Origin of the sequence: Pseudomonas alcaligenes (assembly GCF_014490745.1) — a bacterium.
Taxonomy (GTDB): Bacteria; Pseudomonadota; Gammaproteobacteria; order Pseudomonadales; family Pseudomonadaceae; genus Aquipseudomonas; species Aquipseudomonas alcaligenes_C.
The window spans coordinates 2148336-2170492 of record NZ_LZEU01000001.1; the positions used below are offsets into that span (position 1 = coordinate 2148336).

Sequence of the window (22157 nt, forward strand, 5' to 3'; positions counted from 1 at the left end):
GACCCTGGAGCGAGCATGGAGACTGGCAAGATGGATTTATATGGCGCATTCCCGCAGCGGGCCGGCAAGGGCCTGCTGCTGGTAGCCGGGCTGCTCTGGGCGGCGCTCGGGCAAGCCAGCGACGGCAAGCACCCGGCCTACCGGGTGTCGAGCATCCCGGTCGAGTCGCTGCAGCGCGAGGCGCCCAAGCTGCCCGACCTCAGCCCTTTCACCCCGGAGGCGGTGTACGCCAAGATCCAGACCAAGCCGGCCGGGCAGATCGTGGTGCGGCGCATGCTGGAGCAGAATCCGCTGGTGGAGTTCACCGGCGGTGACGAGCGCCTGCGCGAGTGGGTCAAGCGTCAGGGCGAGATGCCCCAGGTGGTCTTTATCGAAGGCGGCTATGTGACGCCGAAGGAGCTGGCGCGCAGCCTGCCGGAAAAATACTTCCGCGAGACCGAGCCGGGTGTGTTCCTGGCGCGCCTGCCGATCGTGGTCAGCCAGGGCGCGACCCTGCACATCGGCAAGGAGACCAAGGATTTCCGCCTGTCCAGCGAGCGCGGCGCCTTCCTTATCAACGACGGCAAGCTGTTCATCACCGATACCAAGCTGACCGCCTGGCGCGAGCAGGAGAACCAGCAGGACTGGTTCACCACCAAGGGCAAGTTCCGTCCCTTCCTCAACTCCTGGGGCGGTACCGAAACCTACATCGTCAACTCCACGGTCAGCAGCCTGGGCTACACCGGCAGCAAGTCCTATGGCATCTCCATCTCGCAGTACAGCCCGGCCATGCATCCGATCATGCAGCGCGGCCATCCCACCGGCTGGCTGCTGAACTCGCTGTTCGACGACATGTGGTACGGCTTCTACTGCTACGAGGCCTACGACGTGGTGCTGCGCGGCAATACCTACCGCAACAACATCGTCTACGGCATCGACCCGCATGACCGTTCGCGGCGCCTGATCATTGCCGAGAATACTTCCTACGGCACGGTGAAGAAGCACGGCATCATCGTGTCCCGCGAGGTCAACGACAGCTGGATCTTCAACAACCGTTCCTTCGACAACCACCTCTCCGGCATCGTCGTCGACCGTACCAGCGTCAACAACGTGGTGGCCTACAACGAGATTTATCGCAACCACTCCGACGGCATCACCATCTACGAGAGTGGCAAGAACCTGCTGTGGGGCAACAAGGCGTTCAACAACGAACGCCACGGCATCCGTGTGCGCAACAGCGCCGACGTCGGCCTGTACGAGAACCTGGCGGTGGCCAACGGCCTGTTGGGCATCTATGGGCACGTCAAGGATCTGACCGGTACCGACCGCGACTTCGTCCTCGACCCCTTCGACATGAACCTGTCCCTGACCGTGGTCGGCGGGCGCCTGATCGGCAACCAGACCGGCGCCATCTCGGTGATGGGGCCGCAGAGCGTGAAGCTCTACCAGCTGGACATGTTGATGCCGGCCAAGCCGACCGGCGTGGGCATGTTCGGTGCGCTGGCCGACGGCAAGAACCAGATCCTCGACCTGATGATCCGGCAGAAGAAGGCAGTCCTGGTGCTGCCGGTCGAGCAACTGGCGCAAGCGCAGAAGTGAGGAGCGAGCGATGACACGGAGTGCAAGCGTGAAAGCAATGGGCCTGCTGGCCATGGCGGGGTTGTCCGGACTGCTGGCGAGCCTCGCCCGGGCGGAGGACGCGCCGCAGTATCACATCGAGCGCTGCTGCGAGATCTGCCCGCAGGCCCTGCAGGACACCACCTACAGCGGCGACATGGGCGAATTCACCAAGCTGGTGCAGGGGCGCGAGGACTGGCTGTTCCGCAGCAAGATCGATTTCATGACCGATATCGGCACCACGCCCGAGGGCTACAAGCACCTGCAGGATCTGCGTGATGCGCTGAAGGCCAAGGGCGTCGAGCTGGTCATGGTCTACCTGCCGCCGCGCGGCCTGGTCAGCACCGAGATGCTCAGCCCGCAGAGCCTCGGCAGCTTTGATGTGGAGCTGTCGCGCAAGAACTACCTGGCGACCATCGAGCACCTGCGCAGCCTGGGCATCCGCGTGCCGGATCTGTCCGCCCTGCTGGCCCAGCCGGCGGATGTGCGCAAGACCCTGTTCTTCAAACGCGACAACCACTGGACGCCGCGTGGTGCCGAGCTGGCGGCGCAGTTGCTGGCGGCCGAGCTGAGCAAGTCCGAGGTGTTCAAGAGCATTCCGCGCAAGGAGTTCGTCACCCACAAGGAGGGTGTGCACCACAAGATCGGCTCGCTCAACCAGGCCTTTGGCAAGATCTGCGGTAACGGCTACGCCAACGAATACTTCACCCGCGCAGTGACCGAGCCGAAGGAGGAGAGCAGCGAGCTGTTCGGCGACGTGGCCAGCCCGGACGTGGTGCTGGTGGGTACCAGCTTCAGTTCCGCGCAGTACAACTTCGAGGGCTTCTTCAAGCAGTACGCCCAGGTTGACGTGGACAACCGCTCGGTCACCGGCGGCGGTTTCCACAGCGCCATGCTGCAGTACCTCGGCAGCCAGGATTTCCAGAAGCATCCGCCGAAGATCCTGGTGTGGGAGGTCAACAGCTACTACGACCTGGCCATGGCGATCTTCTACCGGCAGATCATGCCGATGCTCGACGACGGTTGCCGCACCTCGCCGGCAGCACTGCGGCAGAAGGTGGCGCTGCATCCGGGGCGCAACCAGATCCTGGTCAACACCGAGGTCAAGCCGATCCACAGCCAGGACTATGTCGCCGACATCCAGTTCACCCCCGGCAATGTCCGCGATCTGCGTAGCTCGTTCTGGTACATGAGTGGCTCCCAGGACAACCTGAACATCTCCCGTGCGCCTGAGGTCGAGCCGGATGGCCGCTTCGTCTTCGGCCTGCGCGATGACGCCGAATGGTATGGCCAGACCCTGCTGTCGCTGGAAGTGGTGATGCCGGACGACATGCCGGCCGGCATGCAGGTCGAGGCCAGCATCTGCCAACGCCGCGACCAGCCGAAGGCGGCGCTGCAGGCCAAGGCAGATTGACGATGAAGCAGGGTCGCCGCAACGCATTCAGGGCACTGGCCTGTCCCCGAGGGATCGGGGGCAGGGCGGGCGACTCAAAGGGAGAGTGATGACATGGTGTTTTCATCCAACGTATTTCTGTTCTTGTTCCTGCCGGTGTTTCTCGGCCTGTACTACCTGTGCGGCAACCGCTACCGCAACCTGTTGCTGCTGGTGGCCAGCTACGTGTTCTACGCCTGGTGGCGTATCGACTTCCTCGCCCTGTTCGCGGCGGTGACCGTCTTCAACTACTGGATCGGCCTGCGCGTCGGTGCGGCCGGGGTGCGTACGAAAACCGCGCAGAAATGGCTGATCCTCGGCGTGGTGGTCGACCTCGGTGTGCTCGGCTACTTCAAGTACGCCGGCTTCGGCATCGACAGTCTCAACGCCATCATCAGCTCGTTCGGCATGCAGCCGTTCGTGGTCACCCACATCCTGCTGCCCATCGGCATCTCGTTCTACATCTTCGAATCGATCAGCTACATCATCGACGTGTACCGCGGCGACACCCCGGCCACCCATAACCTGATCGACTTCGCCGCCTTCGTGGCGATCTTCCCGCACCTGATCGCCGGCCCGGTGCTGCGCTTCAAGGATCTGGTCGACCAGTTCAACCACCGCAGCCACACGGTGGACAAGTTCGCCGAAGGCTGCACCCGCTTCATGCAGGGCTTCATCAAGAAGGTGTTCATCGCCGACAGCATCGCGCCGATTGCCGACCACTGCTTCGCCCTGACCGACCCGACTACCGGCGACGCCTGGCTCGGCGCGCTGGCCTACACCGCGCAGCTGTACTTCGACTTCTCCGGCTACAGCGACATGGCCATCGGCCTGGGCCTGATGATGGGTTTCCGCTTCATGGAGAACTTCCGCCAGCCCTACATCAGCCAGTCGATCACCGAGTTCTGGCGGCGCTGGCACATCAGCCTGTCCACCTGGCTGCGCGACTACCTGTACATCAGCCTGGGCGGCAACCGCGGCAGCACCTTCGCCACCTACCGCAACCTGTTCCTGACCATGCTGCTCGGCGGCCTGTGGCACGGCGCCAACATCACCTACGTGATCTGGGGTGCCTGGCACGGCCTGTGGCTGGCCATTGAGCGGGCCCTGGGGGTCAACGCCGCGCCGCGGGCGCTCAACCCGCTGAAGTGGGCCTTTACCTTCCTGCTGGTGGTACTCGGCTGGGTAATCTTCCGCGCCGAGAACCTCGACGTGGCCTGGCGCATGTATGCAGCCATGTTCAGCTTCAGCGACTGGCGCCTGTCCGAGCTGAATGTCGCGCAGTTCACCAGCCTGCAGATCCTCACCCTGGTGCTGGCCTATGCGGTGATGGCTGGCGTCGGTATCCGCCAGTTCTTTGCCGACCCGCTGGGCGGCGCGCCCAAGGCCAAGGCGGCCGAGGAGGGCAGCGTACTGTCGACGGGATCCGCTTCCGCTCTGGTCGCCACGCCAGCCTATGCCGTGTTGCTGGGCCGGGCACTGGTGCTGCTGCTGTTTGTCGCCTCGCTGCTCAAGTTGTCGGCGCAAAGCTTTTCACCCTTCCTGTACTTCCAGTTCTGAGGAGGAGCCGACATGTCGCGTACCGCCAATATCCTCTACAGCCTGACCTTCCTCGCCCTGTTGCTGGGGCTGTCACTGGCGTCCCTGCCAGCGTTGCTGAGCTTTTCCGCGGCTGGCGAGACGCCGCTGCTCAACGGCAAGCTGGCCCATGCCATCGAGAAACACTACGACAAGCAGTTCCCACTCAAGGAAATCGGCACCAATGCCTGGGCGGCCCTGGAGTATTCCCTGTTCGGCGAAGGGCGCCCGGGGGTGGTGGTCGGTCGCGAGGACTGGCTGTTCACCGACGAGGAGTTCAAGCCGGCCAGCAACCCGCAGCAGCTGCAGGACAACTGGGCGCTGATCGCTGCGGTGCAGCAGGAGTTCAAGCGTCGCCACATCGAGCTGGTGCTGGCCCTGCTGCCGGCCAAGGCGCGTCTGTACCCGGAGCAGATCGCCACAGACAAGCCGGTGGCCGCCCAGCAGCAGCTCTACAGCCAGGCCCGGCAGATGATGCAGGCGCAGCACCTGCTGGGCCCTGATCTGTTGCTCGCCCTGCAGCAGGCCAAGGCCAGCGAGGCGGTGTTCCTGCGTACCGACACCCACTGGACGCCCTACGGCGCCGAAGTGGCGGCCAAGGATCTGGCTGCCTACCTGGCCGCCCGCGGCGACTGGCCGCGTGGCGAGCAGCAGTTCGTGACCCGTACGGCGGCAAGCCAGAGTCACAAGGGCGACCTGCTCAGCTTCCTGCCGCTGGCGCCGTACTTCAGCGCCCTGCAGCCGCCGGCCGAAAGCCTGCAGCCACGGCATACCGAAAGCCTGGAAACGGCTGGCGACAGTGGCGATGCGCTGTTTGCCGACAGCCAGCCGCAGGTGGCACTGGTCGGTACCAGCTACAGCGCCAACCCGAAATGGAACTTCGCCGGCGCCCTCAAGCAGGCTTTGGGCAGTGACCTGCTGAATTACGCCGAGGATGGCCATGGCCCGTTGGTACCGATGCTGCGCCTGCTGCAGCGTGACGGTGCCGAGACGGCCGATCTGCGCCTGGTGATCTGGGAGTTCCCCGAGCGCTACCTGATGCTGCCAAGCGACCTGTCGGAGTTCGACAGCGCCTGGCTCGACCGCCTGCGTGCCAGTGAGCAGTTGGCCACGCGTGACTCCGTTAAACCCGTTACGGCTCCTTGAGCCGCCTGCTTGCTGAGGAAAGACCGCATGTCGATGATCCGCTCACTGAACCTGACCGCCCCACTGGGTGGCCTGCTGCTCAGCCTCTGTGCGCCCCTGGCCATGGCTGACGAGGCCACTCTGTACGGCCCGGTGGCACCCGAAGGCTCGGCCTTCGTGCGCGGCTACAACGCCGCCAGCGAGAACCTGGAGGCGCGCCTGGGCACTGTGCATTTCAGTGATATCGCGCCCAAGAGCAGCAGCGATTACGAGTTCCTCCCGGCCGGCAGCTACAGCGCCACGGCAGGTGGCCAGAGCCTGCCGGTGAGCCTGGCCGAAGACCACTACTACACACTGGTGCAACTGCCTGGCGGCGGCCTCAGCCTGGTGGACGAGCCGTTGTTCAAGAACCGTCAGAAATCGCTGCTGCGCCTGCAGAACCTTTCCGACAGCGTGCTGAGCGTGAAGACGGTCGACGGCAAGACCGAGGTGATCGCCGCTGTCTCCGGCAAGTCCCGCGGCGAGCGCGAGATCAACCCGGTCAAGGTGCGTCTGGCGCTGTTCGCCGGCGAGCGCAAGGTGGCCGATCTCAACCCGCTGGTGATCGAGCGCGGTGAAGTGGTCTGCCTGTATGTCACCGGCAGCGCTGACAAGCTGTCGCCGGTGTGGGTGAAACGCCCCGTGACTACCGACTGAGGACGCATGATGAAGGCTGCGGAGCGGGGCATGACGATCTTGCTGGGGGCTGGCGCAGGCCTGTTCCTGCTGCTTGCCCAGGGCTGCTCGAAAGACCATGACGGTGCCGCCCTGCAGCCGCCGCCTGGCTACCTGCTGGCTGCGCCGGCGCCCAGCGGCAAGCCGCACAGCTGCCCGGCCGTGCCGGTGCCGTACACCGGCGAGTTGTATTTTCCGAGCAAGTACAGCGGCTCGGATGCCGCTCGCGACCAGATCAACCCCCAGGCGGCGGCGCGCTATGCGCAGCTGACCGCCGATGTGCGCAATCTGGAGAACGGCGTGAACAAGCTGGTGGCGCGCTACCTGCACGATGGCCAGCCGGCCTCGGTGGATTGCGCCCTGGCCTGGCTGTCGAGCTGGGCCGAGGCCGATGCGCTACTCAGCACGCACTACAACCACACCGGCAAGTCGGTGCGCAAATGGGCCCTGGGCAGCGTGGCTGGAGCCTACCTGCGCCTGAAGTTTTCGCGCTCGCAGCCCCTGGCCGGGCACGGCGCCGAGGCCAAACGCATCGAGGGCTGGATTGCCCGGCTGGCCGATCAGGTGGTGCGCGACTGGAATGCCCAGCCGCTGGAGCGGCGCAACAACCACCAGTACTGGGCGGCCTGGTCGGTGATGGCCAGCGCGGTGATTCTCGACCGCCGCGACCTGTTCGACTGGGCCGTGGCGCAGTACCGCCAGGGCATGAGCCAGGTCGATGGTGAGGGTTATCTGCCACGCGAGCTGTCCCGTCAGACTCGGGCTCTGGCTTATCACAACTACAGCATGGGGCCGCTGCTGATGATCGCGGCCTTTGCCGAGGCCAATGGCCTCGACCTGCGCGAAGAAAACGCGGATGCCATGCAGCGCCTGGCGCAGCGCCTGGAGTCCGGTTTGCACGACCCGAAGATCTTCCAAGAAAAGACCGGTTACCCGCAGACCCTGGAGGATCTGCAGGACAGCAACCGGTTCGCCTGGTTGGAACCCTACTGCGCGCTGTACCCGTGTTCACAGAAGACGGAAGCGTGGCGGCGTTCCCTTGAGCCCCTGGATACCTACAGGTTGGGGGGCGATATGACCCAGTTGTTTTCCCGGCACCTGCCTTGAGGTTGTCCTGCCGCTGCATGCGTAGCCGGCAGTTTTAAATGGATATTGAATGGAGACTGACCCAATGATTCCGGTAATTCTTTCTGGCGGTAGCGGTTCGCGGCTGTGGCCTTTGTCGCGCAAGCTGTATCCCAAGCAGTTCCTGCCCCTGACCGGCGAGAAATCGCTGTTCCAGGAAACCCTCACGCGCCTGGCCTTCGAAGGCATGCAGAAGCCCCTGGTGGTGTGCAACCTGGAGCACCGCTTCATCGTCAATGAGCAACTGGCGCAGATCGGTATCACTGCCCAGTCCATGCTGCTCGAGCCGTTCGGTCGCAATACCGCGCCGGCGGTGGCCATGGCCGCCCTGCAACTGCTGGGCGAGGGCCGTGACGAACTGATGCTGGTACTGCCGGCTGACCACGTGATCAGCGATGAGCTGGCCCTGCGCAAGGCCCTGGAGCTGGCGCGCATCGCTGCCGAGGAAGGCGAGATGGTGCTGTTCGGCATCCCCGCGCAGAGCCCGGAAACCGGCTTCGGTTACATCAAGGCGGCGCGCAGCGACGATGGCGACTCGCTGATTCCCGGGGCCTACCGGGTCATGCAGTTCGTCGAGAAGCCCGATCACGCGCGGGCCAGCGAATTCGTGCGCAGCGGCGGCTACTACTGGAACAGCGGCATGTTCATGTTCCGCGCCAGCCGCTACCTGGATGAACTGCGCGCCCACGAACCGGACATCTACGACACCTGCGTGCTGGCCCTGGAGCGCAGCAAGAATGTCGCCGACGTGGTGACCGTCGATGCCGGCACCTTCGAGTGCTGCCCGGACAACTCCATCGACTACGCGGTGATGGAGAAGACCGCGCGGGCCTGCGTGGTACCCCTGGCGGCAGGCTGGAACGACGTTGGTTCCTGGTCGTCGCTGTGGGAAGTGCAGGAGAAGAACAGCGACGGCAACGTGCTCAAGGGCGATGTGGTGACCCACAACAGCCACAACAGCTTCGTCCATGGCACCTCCAAGCTGGTCACTCTGATCGGCATGGACGATGTGGTGGTGGTGGAAACCAAGGACGCGGTGATGGTCGCGCACAAGAGCGCGGTGCAGGACGTGAAGAAGATGGTTGGCGCTCTGGACGCCCAGGGTCGTCAGGAAACCCAGAGCCACTGCGCGGTGTACCGCCCCTGGGGCAGCTACGATTCGGTGGATAATGGCGTGCGCCACCAGGTCAAGCACATCACCGTCAAACCGGGCGCGCAGCTCTCGCTGCAGATGCACCATCACCGTGCCGAGCACTGGATCGTGGTATCCGGCACGGCGCAGGTGACCTGCGACGACAAGGTGTTCCTGCTCACCGAGAACCAGTCGACCTATATCCCCATCGCTTCGGTGCATCGCCTGGCCAACCCCGGCAAGATCCCCCTGGAGATCATCGAAGTGCAGTCCGGCAGCTACCTGGGCGAGGACGATATCGAGCGCCTGGAAGACGTCTATGGCCGCACGCCCAAGGCCGTGGTGCCGAGCTGATCCGTCAGTCTGTTCACGATCTTCTGGATTAGAGCCAGACAAGGCACAACGACCATCGGGAGTAACAGCCGCAGGCTGGCCCGAAGGGTGAGCGCCAGCGAGTCAAACGGCCGAGGAAGCGCAGTTTACGAGCTGTAAATGAGCATTCCGAGGCTGTTTTTAACGCGGTATGGCCGACAGCCAGGAGATCGTGGCCGGCGGCGGGCAATCCGCCGCCAGCGCTTCAGCTGGCCAGCATCTGTCGCAGCACGTGGTGCAGGATGCCGCCAGCCTTGAAGTATTCCACTTCGTTCTGCGTGTCGATGCGGCACAGCACCTCGATCTTCTCGCGCTGGCCGGGGCCGCGGACAACGTCCAAGGTCAGCTTCATCTGCGGGCGCAGGGCGCCGCCCTGCAAACCGACGATATCGATCTGCTCCTGCCCGCCGAGGCCCAGGCTCTTGCGGCTCTGGCCGTCGACAAACTGCAGCGGCAGCACGCCCATGCCCACCAGGTTGGAGCGGTGGATGCGCTCGAAACTCTCGGCAATCACCGCCTTGACCCCGAGCAGATTGGTGCCCTTGGCCGCCCAGTCGCGGGACGAGCCGGTGCCGTATTCCTGGCCGGCGAAGATCACCAGCGGCACGCCTGCGGCCTGGTAGCGCATGGCGGCGTCATAGATCGCCAGCTTGTCGCCACTGGGGATGTGCAGGGTGTTGCCGCCTTCCTCACCGCCGAGCATCTCGTTGCGGATGCGGATATTGGCGAAGGTGCCGCGCATCATCACCTCGTGGTTGCCGCGTCGCGAACCGTAGGAATTGAAGTCGGCCGGGGCCACGCCGTGCTCGCTCAGGTAGCGCCCGGCCGGGCTGTCCTGCTTGATGTTGCCGGCCGGGGAAATGTGGTCGGTGGTCACCGAGTCGCCGAGCAGGGCGAGAATGCGTGCATTGTGGATGTCGCCGATGGGCGGCGGATCGCCGGCGATACCGGCAAAGAATGGCGGGTGCTGGATGTAGGTGGAGTCGGCCTGCCATTGGTAGGTGGCCGCCTGTGGTACGGCGATGGCCTGCCACTGGGCATCGCCGGCGAACACCTCGGCATACTCGCGGTGGAACATGGCGCTGTCGACCTTGGCGATGGCGGCGGTGATCTCCGCCTGGCTCGGCCAGATGTCCTTGAGGTACACCGCCTGGCCGTCCTTGCCGGTACCCAGCGGCTCGCGGCTGAGATCGCCGCGCACGCTGCCGGCCAGGGCATAGGCCACCACCAGCGGCGGCGAGGCCAGCCAGTTGGCCTTGACCAGCGGATGCACGCGACCCTCGAAGTTGCGGTTACCGGACAGCACCGAGGCCACCGTCAGGTCGGCCTGCTGGATGGCCTGTTCGATCGGTTCCAGCAGTGGCCCGGAGTTGCCGATGCAGGTGGTGCAACCATAGCCGACCAGGTCGAAGCCCAGCTGGTTCAGGTAGGGGGTCAGGCCGGCGGCGGCGAGGTATTCGCTGACCACCTTGGAGCCGGGGGCCAGCGAGCTCTTGACCCAGGGCTTGCGGCCTAGGCCGCGCTCCACGGCCTTCTTTGCCAGCAGGCCGGCGGCCATCATCACGCTGGGGTTGGAGGTGTTGGTGCAGGAGGTGATGGCAGCGATTACCACGGCGCCGTCCTGCAAGTTGTAGTCATAGCCGTCGTGGCTGACCCGCGGGCTGCCGGCCTGGCCTGACTCGGCGGCTTTGAGCTGCAGGCCCAGCAGCTCGTCGAAGGCCTGGCTGACCCGCGGCAGCGGCACCCGGTCCTGCGGGCGCCTGGGCCCGGCCAGGCTGGCCTCGACGCTGCCCATGTCCAGCTCCAGGCTGTCGCTGAACAGCGGCTCGGCGCCGGGCTCGCGCCACATGCCCTGGGTCTTGCAGTAGCTCTCGACCAGGCGGACGCTGCTCTCGGGGCGGCCGGACAGGCGCAGGTAATCCAGGGTGATCGCGTCCACCGGGAAAAAGCCGCAGGTGGCGCCATATTCCGGGGCCATGTTGGCGATAGTGGCGCGGTCGGCCAGGGGCAGGTCGGCCAGGCCATCGCCATAGAATTCGACGAACTTCCCGACCACGCCCTTCTTGCGCAGCATCTGGGTCACTGTCAGCACCAGGTCGGTGGCGGTGATGCCTTCCTTGAGCTTGCCGCTGAGCTTGAAGCCGATCACCTCGGGAATCAGCATCGAAACCGGCTGGCCGAGCATGGCCGCTTCTGCTTCGATGCCGCCCACGCCCCAGCCGAGCACGCCGAGGCCGTTGATCATGGTGGTGTGCGAGTCGGTACCCACCAGGGTGTCGGGGAAGGCCCAGCTGACGCCATCCTCATCCTTGGTCCAGACGCTGCGCGCCAGGTACTCCAGGTTGACCTGGTGGCAGATGCCGGTACCCGGCGGCACCACGCGGAAGTTGGCAAAGGCGTTCTGCCCCCAGCGCAGGAAGGCATAGCGCTCGCCATTGCGCTGCATCTCGATGGCGACGTTCTGGGCGAAGGCGGCGGGCGAGGCATAGGCATCGACCATCACCGAGTGGTCGATCACCAGATCCACCGGCGACAGCGGGTTGATCTGCTGCGGGTCGCCACCAGCGGCGGCCATGGCTGCGCGCATGGCCGCCAGGTCGACTACCGCCGGCACCCCGGTGAAGTCCTGCATCAGCACCCGTGCCGGGCGGAACTGGATCTCGTGCTCACTGCGGCGCTCCTTGAGCCAGTCGATCATCGCCTTGATGTCGTAGGCGCTGACCGTGGCGTTGTCTTCGAAGCGCAGCAGGTTCTCCAGCAGGATCTTGAGCGAGAAGGGCAGACGCGCGATATCGCCGAGGTGCTGGGCCGCTTCCGGCAGGCTGAAGTAGTGGTAGGTGGTGCCGTCGACCTGCAGGCTGCGCCGGCAGTTGAGGCTATCGAACGAGTCCATGTTGTTCTCCTGGGCGCTCGGCGCTGCGGACTGAACTAATGAAACTAGACCGCCTGGTCAGCTCTTGCCAGTTCTCCGGGCCGAGCGGGCGCGCCTGCCAGCCCTGACTCGGCTATCATGCGCGGCCTGAGGAGAGCCCCCCATGAATAGCGTTCTACTGCACTGTCGCCCCGGCTTCGAAGGCGAAGTCTGCGCCGAAATAGCCGACCAGGCGGCGCGCCTGGAAGTGCCCGGCTACGCCAAGAGCAAGCCCAACAGCGCCCATGCCGAATTCGTCTGCCACGATCCTGCTGGCGCTGCCCGCCTGATGCAGGGTCTGCGTTTCAGCCGGCTGATCTTTCCCCGCCAGTGGGCCCGTGGCAGCTACCTGCAGTTGCCGGAGAACGATCGCATCAGCGTGCTGCTGCAGGCGCTGGCCGACTACCCGGTGTGCGGCAGCCTGTGGCTGGAAGTGTTCGACAGCAACGAGGGCAAGGAACTGTCGAATTTCTGCAAGAAGTTCGAGGCGCCGCTGCGCAAGGCCCTGACTGGTGCCGGCCGGCTGGTGGAGGACGCCAGCAAGCCGCGTCTGCTGCTGACCTTCAAGAGCGGGCGCGAAGTGTTTCTCGGCCTCGCCGAGGCCAACAACTCGGCGCTCTGGCCCATGGGCATCCCGCGCCTGAAGTTCCCCCGCGAGGCGCCCAGCCGCTCGACCCTCAAGCTGGAAGAGGCCTGGCACACCTTTATCCCGCGCGAGCAGTGGGAAACCCGTCTGTCGGATGAGATGACCGGGGTCGACCTCGGCGCCTCGCCCGGCGGCTGGACCTACCAGCTGGTTCGGCGCGGTATGCTGGTGACCGCCATCGACAACGGACCGATGGCCGAAAGCCTGATGGACACTGGACTGGTGACCCACCTGATGGTCGACGGGTTCACCTGGAAGCCCAAGCAGCCGGTGGACTGGATGGTCTGCGATATCGTCGAGAAGCCGGCGCGCACCGCATCCATGGTCGAGGAGTGGATCGGCGGAGGGCATTGCCGCGAAGCGGTGGTCAACCTCAAGCTGCCGATGAAGCAGCGCTATGCCGAGGTGTGCAAGCTGCTGCTGCGTCTGGAAGAGGCCTTTGCGGCTCGGCGGATCAGGGTGTCGATTGCCTGCAAGCAGCTCTATCACGATCGTGAGGAGGTGACCTGTCATCTGCGCCGGCTATAAGGTCGGTCAGACTTTGAGAAGCGCCAGCTTGACGCTATAGTCGGGCGTTTTTCGCTTGTTCAGCCTTTATCGAGGACGTTTGCTTTGAAAGTCACCTTGTTGCTGTTGTTCTTTGCCAGTGTCCTGCATATCCACTTCCGTGGGCGGGTGCGGCACAAGTTCACCCGGCAGCTCAAGGAACACTCGACTTTCCTGGCCCCGATCAACTCGATCCTCTACCTGACGTCCAAGCTGCCGGGCACGCCCTTCCACAAGCCTGCGGTGTTTCCCGAGCTGAAGGTGATCGAGGACAACTGGCAGGTGATTCGCTCCGAAGGCCTGCACCTGATGGACATGGGCCGGATCAAGAAGGCCGACGGGCACAACGACGCCGGCTTCAACTCGTTCTTCAAGACTGGTTGGAAGCGCTTCTACCTGAAGTGGTACGGCGACAGCCATCCTTCGGCCGAAACCCTGTGCCCGCGCACCACCGAGCTGGTACGCAGCATTCCGCAGATCAAGGCGGCGATGTTCGCCGAGCTGCCGCCCGGCGCGCGCCTGGTGCGCCACCGCGACCCCTATGCCGGCTCGATGCGCTACCACCTGGGCCTGGTCACGCCGAACTCGCCGGAGTGCTTCATCGAAGTGGATGGCGAGCGTTATTCCTGGCGCGATGGCGAAGGGGTGATCTTCGACGAGACCTTCATCCACTACGCTGAGAACAAGACCGACAGGGATCGCCTGATCCTCTTCTGCGACATCGAGCGGCCGCTCAAGTACCGCTGGGCCGAGGCGCTCAACCGCTGGTTCAGCCGCAAGGTGATGGCTGCCGCCAGTTCGCCGAACGACGAGCAGGATGCCACCGGCGGGATCAACCGTGCCTTCCACTACCTGTACCAGTTCCGCCTGCGCGCCAAGGCACTGAAGAAGCGCAACCGTACGGCCTACTATGGCCTGCAGTGGCTGCTGCTGGCTGCCATCGTGGCGTTGCTCATCTGGATCTGACGCCCTCCGGTGGCCGCGGGCCGGGCTTTGCGCGACAATGCCGGCCTGTTTTTGGAGGCTGACCATGTCCCTGCAACCCGACGCCATTCTCGACGCCAGCGGGCTGAATTGCCCCGAGCCGGTGATGATGCTGCACAACAAAGTGCGCGATCTGCCGGCTGGCGGCCTGCTCAAGGTGATCGCCACCGACCCCTCGACCCGTCGCGATATCCCCAAGTTCTGCATGTTCCTCGACCATCAACTGGTGGAGCAGAGCGAAGAGGGCGGCACCTACCTGTACTGGATCCGCAAGAAACTGGGCTGAGGAGCTGCTGCGCGTCGGCCATACTGCGTTAAAAGTGGCCTCGTCTGGCTCTAGCTCGCGAGCCCCTATATAGGTGTCTATGCCTTACTACTTCGCCTACGGCTCCAACATGAATCCGGCGCGCATGCAGGCCCGTGGTCTGCGGGTCGAGGAGGCCCTGGCCGGCTGGCTGCCGGGCTTTGCCCTGTGCTTCAACAAGCGCGCCCACGACCATCCCGGTCGCGCCTACGCCAATATCCGCCACCAGGCGGGCGGCGTGTTGGAAGGCGTGCTCTATCGCTTGGCCGCGGAAAGCGAAATTCTCAAGATGGATCCCTTCGAGGGCACGCCGGTCTACTACAGCCGCGAGCGCATGCCGATCCACACGGCCCAGGGGCCGATCGCGGCCTGGATCTACGTGGCCAATCCGGCCTGGCGCGAGGAGGGGCTGGCGCCCAGCCGCAGCTACCTCGAACACCTGCTGGCCGGCCGCGCGCTGCTCTCGGCCGATTACTGGGCGGCGCTGGCCGCCACCACCGCGCTGGACGACTGAAGGCGGATACGCCGGCGCGCGCTGCGCGCCAGGCGCACGCCAAGCAGCACGGCGGCGCAGGTCAGGCCGACCACCAGGCCCTGCCACAGCCCGCGCGGCCCGCTGGGTTCGCCGAACCAGTCGGCCAGACCGAGGCTGTAACCCACCGGCAGACCGATACCCCAGTAAGCGAACAGGGTGATCAGCATGGTCACGCGGGTGTCCTGGTAACCGCGCAGGGCACCGGCGGCGGTGACCTGCACGGCGTCGGAGAACTGGAACAGCGCCGAGTACACCAGCAGGGTGGCGGCTACCGCGATCACCTGCGGATCGGGGCTGTAGATCTGCGCGATGGGCTCGCGCAGCAGCAGTACCAGGCTGGCCGACAGGCAGGCGTAGGCCAGTGCGCTGCCCATGCCGATGCCAGCGGCGAAACGCGCCTCGCGCGGCTCGCCGCGGCCGAGGGCCTGGCCGACCCGCACGGTCACGGCCATCGCCAGCGAATAGGGAATCATGAAGATCATCGAGCTGAAGTTGAGGGCGATCTGGTGCCCGGCCACCACGGTGGCGCCCAGGCCGCCGATCAGCAGGGCGATCACCGAGAAGATGCTGGATTCGGCGAACACCGCCACGCCGATCGGCACGCCGACCGCGAGCAGGCGGCGGATCACTGCCCACTGTGGCCACTCGAAGTGACTGAACAGGCGACTGGGCTTGTAGTGCGGCGCCCAGTTCACCCACCACAGCATGCCCAGCATCATGCACCACATCACGCTGCCCGAGGCCCAGCCGCAGCCGGCGCCGCCCATGGCGGGGAAGCCCAGGTGACCGTAGATCAGCACATAGTTGAGGGGAATGTTCAGCAGCAGGCCGCCGATACCCAGCACCATGCTCGGCCGGGTGCGCCCCAGGCCGTCGCTGCAGCAGCGCAGCACGTGGTACAGCGCCACCGCCGGAAAACCGCAGGCGATGCCGCGCAGGTAACCCATGGCCAGTTCGCTCAGCGCCGGCTCGACCTGCATCAGGCGCAGCACCGGCTCGGCGTTCCACAGCAGGGTGGCGCAGCCCAGGCCGATGGCCAGGGCCAACCACAGGGCCTGGCGCACGATTACGCCGATCTCTTCCTGTTTGCCGGCGCCGAAGCGCTGCGCCACCTTGGCCGTGGTGGCCAGCAGGGTGCCGTTCATCAGCAGGAACACCGGCACCCACAGCGAGTTGCCCAGTGCCACGGCCGCCAGGTCGCGCGGGCTGACGCGACCGGCCATGACCGCATCGACGAAGCCCATCGAGGTGTAGGCCAACTGGGCGATGATGATGGGCGTGGCCAGGGCCAGCAGGGCCCGCAGTTCGGAGCGGGCGCGGGCGAGGCGGGAGAGGGCAGACATGGTTGATCCGGCAGTGCAGCGAAGGGCGGCACAGTCTATCCCTGTCCTGGTGGTCAGGAAAGCCGGCAGGGCATGAGTGGTGGCGGGTTTTCCCCGTTCAGCTTGGTTAGAATGGCGACCTTGCCCAGGAGCCCAGCATGCGTATCGTTGCCGACGAAAACATTCCCCTGCTCGACGAGTTCTTCGCCACCTTCGGCCCGATCAGCCGTCACCCCGGGCGCAGCATCGACCGTGCTGCCCTGGGCGACGCCGAGGTGCTGTTGGTGCGCTCGGTGACCCAGGTCGACCGGGCTCTGCTGGAAGGCAGCCGGGTGCGTTTCGTCGGCACCTGCACCATCGGCACCGATCACCTCGATCTCGACTACTTCAGTGAGGCCGGCATCGCCTGGTCCAGCGCCCCCGGCTGCAACGCTCGCGGCGTGGTCGACTATGTACTGGGCAGCCTGCTGGCGCTGAGCGAGCAAACCGGCCAGCCCCTGGCTACCCGGCGCTATGGCGTGGTCGGCGCCGGCCAGGTCGGCGGTCGCCTGGTCAAGCTGCTGCGCGGCCTGGGCTGGGACGTGCTGGTCTGCGATCCACCGCGGCAGGCGGCCGAGGACGGTGCTTTCGTCGACCTGGCGACCATCCTGCGCGAGTGCGACGTGATCAGCCTGCACACCCCGCTGAATGCCGGCACCCGCCACCTGCTGGGGGGCGACGAGCTGCAGCAGCTGCGCCCCGGCGCCTGGCTGATCAACGCCAGCCGCGGCGCGGTGCTCGACAATGCGGCGCTCAAGGCGCATCTGCGCAGCGGCGCCGCCTTGCAGGCGGTGCTGGATGTATGGGAAGGCGAGCCACTGGCCGATCCCGAGCTGGCGGCGCTGTGCCGGATCGCCACCCCGCATATCGCCGGCTACAGCCTGGATGGCAAGCTGCGCGGCACCGCGCAGATCTATCAGGCGTTCTGCGCCAGCCAGGGCCTGGCCGAGCAGGTGCAGCTGGCCGACCTGTTGCCGCAGCCCTGGCTGCCGACCCTGCAGCTGAGCGCCGCTGCCTCGCCGGAGTGGGCGCTGGCCACTCTGTGCCGCGCGGTGTACGACCCGCGCCGCGATGACGCCGACTTCCGCCGCTCGCTGCAGGGTGACGCAGTGCAGCGCAAGGCTGCCTTCGATGCCCTGCGCAAGCATTACCCCTACCGTCGTGAGATCGATGGCCTGCGGGTGCAGCTGGATGGCGAAGCGCCGGCCCTGGCGCAGCTGCTCTCCGGCCTCGGCTGCCAGCCCGGCTGAGGCAATAAGCGCGCTTCAGCCAGCGTTTGGCAGCCCTTCGTCTTCCTCCACGCGCAGGGCCTGGCTGGCGCTTTCGCAGCTGCGGTGCCAGTCCAGCAGCCACTCCGGCAGCGCCGGCGAGACTGGGCTCTGACCCAGGCTTCGGGCGAACTCCTGCGGATCGAGGGTGCCGCCGGCAGCTTTGAACAGGCCGCGAATCAGTACCAGGCCATGCACTCGGCCGTGGCGCACGAAACGGTGTTCGAGGAACGTCCACTTGCCTTCCCAGCCGAGTATCCGGCTGTGCACCTCGAAGCGCTGGAATGGCTTGAGGTCGCGGCGGAACTTGGCCATGGCATCGCCGACTATCGGCAGCGCCTTGTGCTGCCAGGCCACCTTGGCGGCGCCGCTGCGCAGCACGAAGTCCATCCGCGCCACGTCGGCCAGGGTCAGGTAGCGGCCATTGTTGATGTGGCCGTTGAAGTCGAGGTCGTTGGGCAGCACGGTCATGCGCAGCACGCTGCTGGCCAGTGGTTGCACCGGCTTGCGCCAGGGCAGGGTGAGCAGCATCCAGATCAGGCGGAACCACAGGTTCATCGAATCGTCTCCATCAGGAAAATTGGCGCATGAAAGCCTCGGTGGTCTCATCCGCAGGAAAGTAGGACTCCAGGCGCAGCTGCTCCAGGCCGGCATCCAGCGGCGCACCGAGGGTGGTCAGGGTGGTGAAGAAGTGCAGGTCGATGCCGTCCTTGCGGAAGTGGGTCATCAGCACCGGGCTGTCCAGCTGGCCGGCTCCCAGGCTTGGCCAGTGCTCGGGGACGCCGGGGTAGGTGGCGATCTCCGTCAGCAGTTGTTCGGTTTGCGGGTCGCCGCCCACACGCAGGGCTTCGCTGCGCAGGCGCTGTACCAGAAAGGCGGCCAGCTCCAGCCAGTTGACCACGTTGGCGCGGATGCCGTGCGGATGGAGGAGCAGCTTGATCAGGTTAGGCGTGCCGTCGGCGCCGAGAGTCGCCGCCGGCGGCGGCCCGCCGAGGAGGAAGGCGAACAGGCGGGCACTGGCCTGGTTGGTTTGCAGTTGGTTCCAGCGACAGTCGATCAGTGCCGCCGGATAGGGCTCTTGCTTGGCCAGCAGCAGCTCGATGGCCTGGCGCACGAAGCGCGAGGCGGGGTGATCCAGTGGGCTTTCGCGAAATACTGCGGCGAATCCGGCTGCGCCCAACAGTAGGTTGCGTTCGTGCAGGGGCAGATCAAGGCTGGCCGCCAGTTGCAGCACCATGGGCCGGCTCGGTTGCGAGCGGCCACTTTCGAGAAAGCTGATGTGTCGTTGCGAGGTGCCGGCCACTGCGGCGAAGGCCAGTTGGCTGAGGCCGCGGCGCTGGCGCCAGCTCTTCAGCTGGCTGCCGAAGTGGCTGGTATGAGTAGGCTGGGTGGACATGGCGGGGGCCTGGCGGTGGACTGGCCCCCTTTCTACGCGCTAGCCGCCGCAGCGGCAATTACGTCGCAGGTAATAACCGCTCAGGCTCGTTTGCGCAGCGGCGGGTTGTGTTTTTCCAGCTCGCGGCAGGCCTGCTGGATCATCTGCTCGGTGATCGGCACTTCGCGACCTTGGGCGTCGATGATGCAGCCCCCGGTGGATTGCTGTGGCTCGATGCGGGTGACGTTGTGGCGGGCGGTGAGGCGGTGGAAGGGAATCATGCTCTGTCTCCTCGTCAGGTGCTTGCGCGCAGTCTAGAACCGCTAGATGAACGCGCGGTGACAGTTCCGGGCACCAGTCGGTGCCCACGGCAAGCTTGGCTTGCCATCCTGCAGGGAAGTTGACCGCACTCGACACCAGGGGTTCGGCTGGCGTTTGCCGCGATGGTCTGAGCGGTCGTGCTTGGGCACAATTGCGCCATTGATCTCTGTGCAGCAACCGGGAGACCGCATGAGCCTGTTCCATCTGGGCCTGATCATCAATCCGCTGGCCGGCCTGGGCGGCCCGGCAGCGCTCAAGGGCAGCGACGGTGTGGCCGCCGAAGCCCTGGCCCGCGGTGCCACGCCGCGTGCCGCCGAACGCACGCGTATCGCCCTGGAATGCCTGCGGCCGCTGGCCGAGCGTTTGCAATTTCTCACTTTCCCCGGGCCCATGGGCGCCGATCTGCTGGCCGAGCTGGGCTATGCCCACCGGGTCATCGGCCAGCTGGGCGAGGGCGCGACCAGCGCCGCCGACACCCGTCAGGCCGTGCAACTGCTGCAGGAGGCCGGCTGTGCGCTGATCCTGTTCGCCGGCGGCGACGGCACCGCGCGCGACATCTGCGCAGTGGCCCGCGAGGATCAGCCGGTACTGGGCATCCCCGCCGGGGTGAAGATCCATTCCGGGGTCTATGCCATCAGCCCACGCGCCGCCGGCGAGATGGCCCGGCGCCTGGTCGAGGGCGGCCTGGTGCGCCTGGCCAGCGGCGAGGTACGCGATCTCGACGAGACGGCGCTGCGCGATGGCAAGGTCAGCGCGCGCTGGTATGGCGAGCTGTGCGTGCCGGTGGAAGGCGAGTTCATGCAGCACGTGAAGCAGGCCGGCATGGAGTCCGAGGAACTGGTGCTGGTGGATCTCGCCGACTGGTTGCAGGAAAGCTGGGAACAGGACGTGCGCTACGTGTTCGGCCCCGGTTCGACCCTGCATGGCCTGGCCGAGAACCTTGGCCTGGACACCACCCTGCTGGGCGTCGACGTGATCGAGAACGGCGCGGTACTGGCCCGTGACGTGACCGAAACGCAGCTGTTCGAACTGGTCGATGGCCACCCGGCGCGCCTGCTGGTCACCGCCATCGGTGGCCAGGGCCATATCATCGGTCGCGGCAACCAGCAGATCAGCCCGCGCGTGCTGCGCGCCATCGGCCTGGAGCATTTGCGAGTGGTGGCGACCAAACGCAAGCTCGGCACCCTGGAGGGCCGGCCGCTGCTGGTGGACAGTGGCGACCCGGCGCTGGACGAGGTCTTCCCCGATGCCGTGCGGGTGTGGGCGGGGTACAAGGAAGAACTGCTGTATCCGGTTGGCTGGGGTGAGCAGGGCACGTAACCTTGGGGCAGGGAGGGCAGCCTATGTATCAGGGAAGTTGTTTGTGTGGGGCGGTCAGCTTTCGTATTCAGGGCGAGCTGGCAGCGATCCAGATCTGCCACTGCAGCCAGTGCCGCAAGGCTCAGGGTGTGGCGTTCGCCAGTAATATCCCGGTGGCGCAGAGCGCCTTCGAGCTGCTTGGCGGCAGCGACCAGTTGCGCGCTTTCGAGTCTTCGCCGGGCAAGCAGCGGGTGTTTTGCGGCAACTGTGGTTCGCCCATCTACAGCCATACCGACAAGCTGCCGGGCGTGCTGCGCATTCGTGCCGGTACGCTGGAGGGCGAGCTGCCCAGCCGGCCTGAGGCGCATTACCATGTGGCCAGCAAGGCCAATTGGTGGAATGTGAGCGATGGATTGCCGTGCTTTCCCGGAGGTAAGCCATGATGCGGGTGCTGCGTTTTGCGCTGCTGGGGCTGCTGCTCGCTACCTCCGTATTGGCCCAGGCCGCCGTAGACCCGGCTGCCCTGGTCGGGGCCGCGCGTAGCCAGGTCGGCGTGACCCTCGGCTATGACCCGGTGTACCGGCGCATTGCTTATCCCAATGGCGATGTGCCGCTGAGCACCGGGGTGTGCAGCGATGTGCTGGTTCGTGCCCTGCGGGCCCAGGGCCTGGATCTGCAGAAGGCGGTGCACGAGGACATGGTGGCGCACTTTGCCAGCTATCCGCAGAACTGGGGGCTGAAGCGCCCGGACAGCAATATCGACCATCGGCGGGTGCCCAACCTGATGACCTGGCTGCGCCGCCAGGGCCTCAGCCAGCCGGTCAGCCAGCAACCCACGGCCTACCGCGCCGGCGATGTGGTGACCTGGGATCTGGGCCGCGGCCTGACCCATATCGGCATCGTTTCCGACCGCCAGGGTGCGGACGGTGTACCGCTGGTGCTGCACAATATCGGCCGCGGCACCCAGGAAGAAGACATCCTGCTGCGCTTCACCATCACCGGCCACTACCGCTTTTCCGCGCGCTGATCGGAGTCGTTATGGACGCAACCCAGCTACCCCCGTTTATCCAGCCCGGCGACCGCGTGGTGCTGTTCGACGGCGTGTGCAAACTGTGCAACGGCTGGGCGAAGTTCCTCGTCCGCCATGACCGTGCGCGGCTGTTCAAGCTGTGCTCGGTGCAGTCCGCCGAGGGCCAGGCGATCCTGCAGTGGTTCGGTCTGCCGACCGATCATTTGGAGACCATGGGTTATGTCGAGGGCAGTGCGCTGTTGGTGCGCTCCGACGCGGTATTGCGCATCGTCGCCCAGCTGCCTGCACCCTGGCGTTGGGCAGCCTGGCTGCGCGTGCTGCCACGCGGACTGCGCGACTGGGCCTATGACCGCATCGCGTTGAACCGCTATCGCCTGTTCGGTCGCTACGACAGCTGCCTGCTGCCCTCTGCCGACCACGCCGGGCGCTTCCTCCAGGGTTGAGGCCGCGCGCTGCCTTGATGTTGCCCGGTACCGCCCCCATCTGCTGTTGAGGCCTGCCTC

At 65.7% G+C, this 22157-nt stretch carries 21 protein-coding genes; 16 read left to right on the top strand and 5 right to left on the bottom strand.

Going from position 1 to position 22157, the window contains the following annotated elements; all coding sequences use genetic code 11:
* Positions 1-15: 15 nt before the first annotated feature.
* From algG to A9179_RS09800, 7 genes are all read left to right on the top strand, one after another.
* A complete protein-coding gene (gene algG, locus A9179_RS09770; protein ID WP_262410565.1) occupies positions 16-1578 on the top strand; it encodes a mannuronan 5-epimerase AlgG in 1563 nt (520 codons plus the stop codon).
* Between the two features lie 37 nt (positions 1579-1615).
* Positions 1616-3010, top strand: a complete 1395-nt coding sequence (locus tag A9179_RS09775) for an alginate O-acetyltransferase AlgX-related protein (protein ID WP_262410693.1) — start codon at positions 1616-1618, stop codon at positions 3008-3010.
* A gap of 93 nt (positions 3011-3103) precedes the next feature.
* On the top strand, positions 3104-4588 hold the full coding sequence (locus A9179_RS09780) for an MBOAT family O-acyltransferase (protein WP_187805624.1): 1485 nt from the start codon (positions 3104-3106) through the stop codon (positions 4586-4588).
* A gap of 12 nt (positions 4589-4600) precedes the next feature.
* On the top strand, positions 4601-5752 hold the full coding sequence (locus A9179_RS09785) for an alginate O-acetyltransferase (RefSeq protein ID WP_187805625.1): 1152 nt from the start codon (positions 4601-4603) through the stop codon (positions 5750-5752).
* Positions 5753-5779: 27 nt separating this feature from the next.
* A complete protein-coding gene (locus A9179_RS09790) occupies positions 5780-6427 on the top strand; it encodes an alginate O-acetyltransferase AlgF (protein ID WP_187805626.1) in 648 nt (215 codons plus the stop codon).
* A 30-nt stretch (positions 6428-6457) separates the two neighbouring features.
* Entirely contained in the window at positions 6458-7552 is a 1095-nt protein-coding gene (locus tag A9179_RS09795; protein ID WP_187805627.1) for a mannuronate-specific alginate lyase, read from the top strand.
* Positions 7553-7616: 64 nt separating this feature from the next.
* Complete coding sequence (locus A9179_RS09800) at positions 7617-9056, top strand: mannose-1-phosphate guanylyltransferase/mannose-6-phosphate isomerase (RefSeq protein WP_187808550.1); 1440 nt, start codon at positions 7617-7619, stop codon at positions 9054-9056.
* 223 nt (positions 9057-9279) lie between these two features.
* On the opposite strand, the gene acnA is transcribed toward A9179_RS09800, so the two are convergent.
* Positions 9280-11967, bottom strand: coding sequence for an aconitate hydratase AcnA (gene acnA, locus A9179_RS09805; RefSeq protein ID WP_187805628.1), 2688 nt, complete (start codon positions 11965-11967; stop codon positions 9280-9282).
* A gap of 142 nt (positions 11968-12109) precedes the next feature.
* On the opposite strand from acnA, the gene rlmM reads away from it, so the two are divergent.
* The 4 genes from rlmM to A9179_RS09825 all read left to right on the top strand — a co-directional run bounded on the left by rlmM (position 12110) and on the right by A9179_RS09825 (position 14979).
* Complete coding sequence (gene rlmM / locus A9179_RS09810; protein WP_187805629.1) at positions 12110-13159, top strand: 23S rRNA (cytidine(2498)-2'-O)-methyltransferase RlmM; 1050 nt, start codon at positions 12110-12112, stop codon at positions 13157-13159.
* Between the two features lie 84 nt (positions 13160-13243).
* The gene (lpxO, locus tag A9179_RS09815; RefSeq protein ID WP_187805630.1) at positions 13244-14143 is read left to right on the top strand and encodes a lipid A hydroxylase LpxO; all 900 of its coding nucleotides are present in this window, start codon (positions 13244-13246) and stop codon (positions 14141-14143) included.
* 64 nt (positions 14144-14207) lie between these two features.
* On the top strand, positions 14208-14447 hold the full coding sequence (tusA, locus tag A9179_RS09820) for a sulfurtransferase TusA (RefSeq protein ID WP_187805631.1): 240 nt from the start codon (positions 14208-14210) through the stop codon (positions 14445-14447).
* Positions 14448-14526: 79 nt separating this feature from the next.
* Positions 14527-14979, top strand: a complete 453-nt coding sequence (locus A9179_RS09825; RefSeq protein WP_187805632.1) for a gamma-glutamylcyclotransferase family protein — start codon at positions 14527-14529, stop codon at positions 14977-14979.
* Here the strand turns inward: A9179_RS09825 and A9179_RS09830 are convergent.
* Positions 14937-16343, bottom strand: coding sequence for an MATE family efflux transporter (locus tag A9179_RS09830; protein WP_187805633.1), 1407 nt, complete (start codon positions 16341-16343; stop codon positions 14937-14939). The genes A9179_RS09825 and A9179_RS09830 overlap by 43 nt on opposite strands.
* 137 nt (positions 16344-16480) lie before the next feature.
* Here A9179_RS09830 and pdxB point away from each other — a divergent pair, with 137 nt between their 5' ends.
* A complete protein-coding gene (pdxB, locus tag A9179_RS09835; RefSeq protein WP_187805634.1) occupies positions 16481-17611 on the top strand; it encodes a 4-phosphoerythronate dehydrogenase PdxB in 1131 nt (376 codons plus the stop codon).
* Positions 17612-17626: 15 nt separating this feature from the next.
* On the opposite strand, the gene A9179_RS09840 is transcribed toward pdxB, so the two are convergent.
* The 3 genes from A9179_RS09840 to A9179_RS09850 form a co-directional block, all read right to left on the bottom strand.
* Positions 17627-18187: a thioesterase family protein gene (locus A9179_RS09840; protein ID WP_187805635.1), complete on the bottom strand. Its 561-nt coding sequence runs from the start codon at positions 18185-18187 to the stop codon at positions 17627-17629.
* Positions 18188-18200: 13 nt separating this feature from the next.
* Complete coding sequence (locus tag A9179_RS09845) at positions 18201-19025, bottom strand: helix-turn-helix domain-containing protein (protein ID WP_187805636.1); 825 nt, start codon at positions 19023-19025, stop codon at positions 18201-18203.
* Between the two features lie 80 nt (positions 19026-19105).
* Positions 19106-19285 carry a PA1571 family protein gene (locus tag A9179_RS09850; RefSeq protein WP_187805637.1) on the bottom strand — a complete coding sequence of 60 codons (180 nt, stop codon included), beginning with the start codon at positions 19283-19285 and terminating at the stop codon, positions 19106-19108.
* A 229-nt stretch (positions 19286-19514) separates the two neighbouring features.
* On the opposite strand from A9179_RS09850, the gene A9179_RS09855 reads away from it, so the two are divergent.
* The 4 genes from A9179_RS09855 to A9179_RS09870 are packed head-to-tail and all read left to right on the top strand — an operon-like array spanning position 19515 to position 22097.
* On the top strand, positions 19515-20645 hold the full coding sequence (locus A9179_RS09855) for an ATP-NAD kinase family protein (protein ID WP_187805638.1): 1131 nt from the start codon (positions 19515-19517) through the stop codon (positions 20643-20645).
* Positions 20646-20668: 23 nt separating this feature from the next.
* On the top strand, positions 20669-21067 hold the full coding sequence (locus tag A9179_RS09860; protein WP_187805639.1) for a GFA family protein: 399 nt from the start codon (positions 20669-20671) through the stop codon (positions 21065-21067).
* Entirely contained in the window at positions 21067-21651 is a 585-nt protein-coding gene (locus A9179_RS09865; protein ID WP_187808551.1) for a DUF1287 domain-containing protein, read from the top strand. Before A9179_RS09860 ends, A9179_RS09865 begins: the two co-directional genes overlap by 1 nt.
* Positions 21652-21662: 11 nt before the next feature.
* Positions 21663-22097 (top strand): thiol-disulfide oxidoreductase DCC family protein, encoded by a 435-nt coding sequence (locus tag A9179_RS09870; protein WP_187805640.1) that lies wholly within the window; start codon positions 21663-21665, stop codon positions 22095-22097.
* Positions 22098-22157 lie beyond the last annotated feature (60 nt).

Excerpts from the sequence above, each read along its gene's own strand:
- algG (WP_262410565.1), top strand. The coding sequence starts at position 16 with ATGGAGACTGGCAAGATGGATTTATATGGCGCATTCCCGCAGCGGGCC.
- A9179_RS09775 (WP_262410693.1), top strand. The coding sequence starts at position 1,616 with ATGGGCCTGCTGGCCATGGCGGGGTTGTCCGGACTGCTGGCGAGCCTC.
- A9179_RS09780 (WP_187805624.1), top strand. The coding sequence starts at position 3,104 with ATGGTGTTTTCATCCAACGTATTTCTGTTCTTGTTCCTGCCGGTGTTT.
- A9179_RS09785 (WP_187805625.1), top strand. The coding sequence starts at position 4,601 with ATGTCGCGTACCGCCAATATCCTCTACAGCCTGACCTTCCTCGCCCTG.
- A9179_RS09790 (WP_187805626.1), top strand. The coding sequence starts at position 5,780 with ATGTCGATGATCCGCTCACTGAACCTGACCGCCCCACTGGGTGGCCTG.
- A9179_RS09795 (WP_187805627.1), top strand. The coding sequence starts at position 6,458 with ATGACGATCTTGCTGGGGGCTGGCGCAGGCCTGTTCCTGCTGCTTGCC.
- A9179_RS09800 (WP_187808550.1), top strand. The coding sequence starts at position 7,617 with ATGATTCCGGTAATTCTTTCTGGCGGTAGCGGTTCGCGGCTGTGGCCT.
- acnA (WP_187805628.1), bottom strand. The coding sequence starts at position 11,967 with ATGGACTCGTTCGATAGCCTCAACTGCCGGCGCAGCCTGCAGGTCGAC.
- rlmM (WP_187805629.1), top strand. The coding sequence starts at position 12,110 with ATGAATAGCGTTCTACTGCACTGTCGCCCCGGCTTCGAAGGCGAAGTC.
- tusA (WP_187805631.1), top strand. The coding sequence starts at position 14,208 with ATGTCCCTGCAACCCGACGCCATTCTCGACGCCAGCGGGCTGAATTGC.
- A9179_RS09825 (WP_187805632.1), top strand. The coding sequence starts at position 14,527 with ATGCCTTACTACTTCGCCTACGGCTCCAACATGAATCCGGCGCGCATG.
- A9179_RS09830 (WP_187805633.1), bottom strand. The coding sequence starts at position 16,343 with ATGTCTGCCCTCTCCCGCCTCGCCCGCGCCCGCTCCGAACTGCGGGCC.
- pdxB (WP_187805634.1), top strand. The coding sequence starts at position 16,481 with ATGCGTATCGTTGCCGACGAAAACATTCCCCTGCTCGACGAGTTCTTC.
- A9179_RS09840 (WP_187805635.1), bottom strand. The coding sequence starts at position 18,187 with ATGAACCTGTGGTTCCGCCTGATCTGGATGCTGCTCACCCTGCCCTGG.
- A9179_RS09845 (WP_187805636.1), bottom strand. The coding sequence starts at position 19,025 with ATGTCCACCCAGCCTACTCATACCAGCCACTTCGGCAGCCAGCTGAAG.
- A9179_RS09850 (WP_187805637.1), bottom strand. The coding sequence starts at position 19,285 with ATGATTCCCTTCCACCGCCTCACCGCCCGCCACAACGTCACCCGCATC.
- A9179_RS09855 (WP_187805638.1), top strand. The coding sequence starts at position 19,515 with ATGAGCCTGTTCCATCTGGGCCTGATCATCAATCCGCTGGCCGGCCTG.
- A9179_RS09860 (WP_187805639.1), top strand. The coding sequence starts at position 20,669 with ATGTATCAGGGAAGTTGTTTGTGTGGGGCGGTCAGCTTTCGTATTCAG.
- A9179_RS09865 (WP_187808551.1), top strand. The coding sequence starts at position 21,067 with ATGCGGGTGCTGCGTTTTGCGCTGCTGGGGCTGCTGCTCGCTACCTCC.
- A9179_RS09870 (WP_187805640.1), top strand. The coding sequence starts at position 21,663 with ATGGACGCAACCCAGCTACCCCCGTTTATCCAGCCCGGCGACCGCGTG.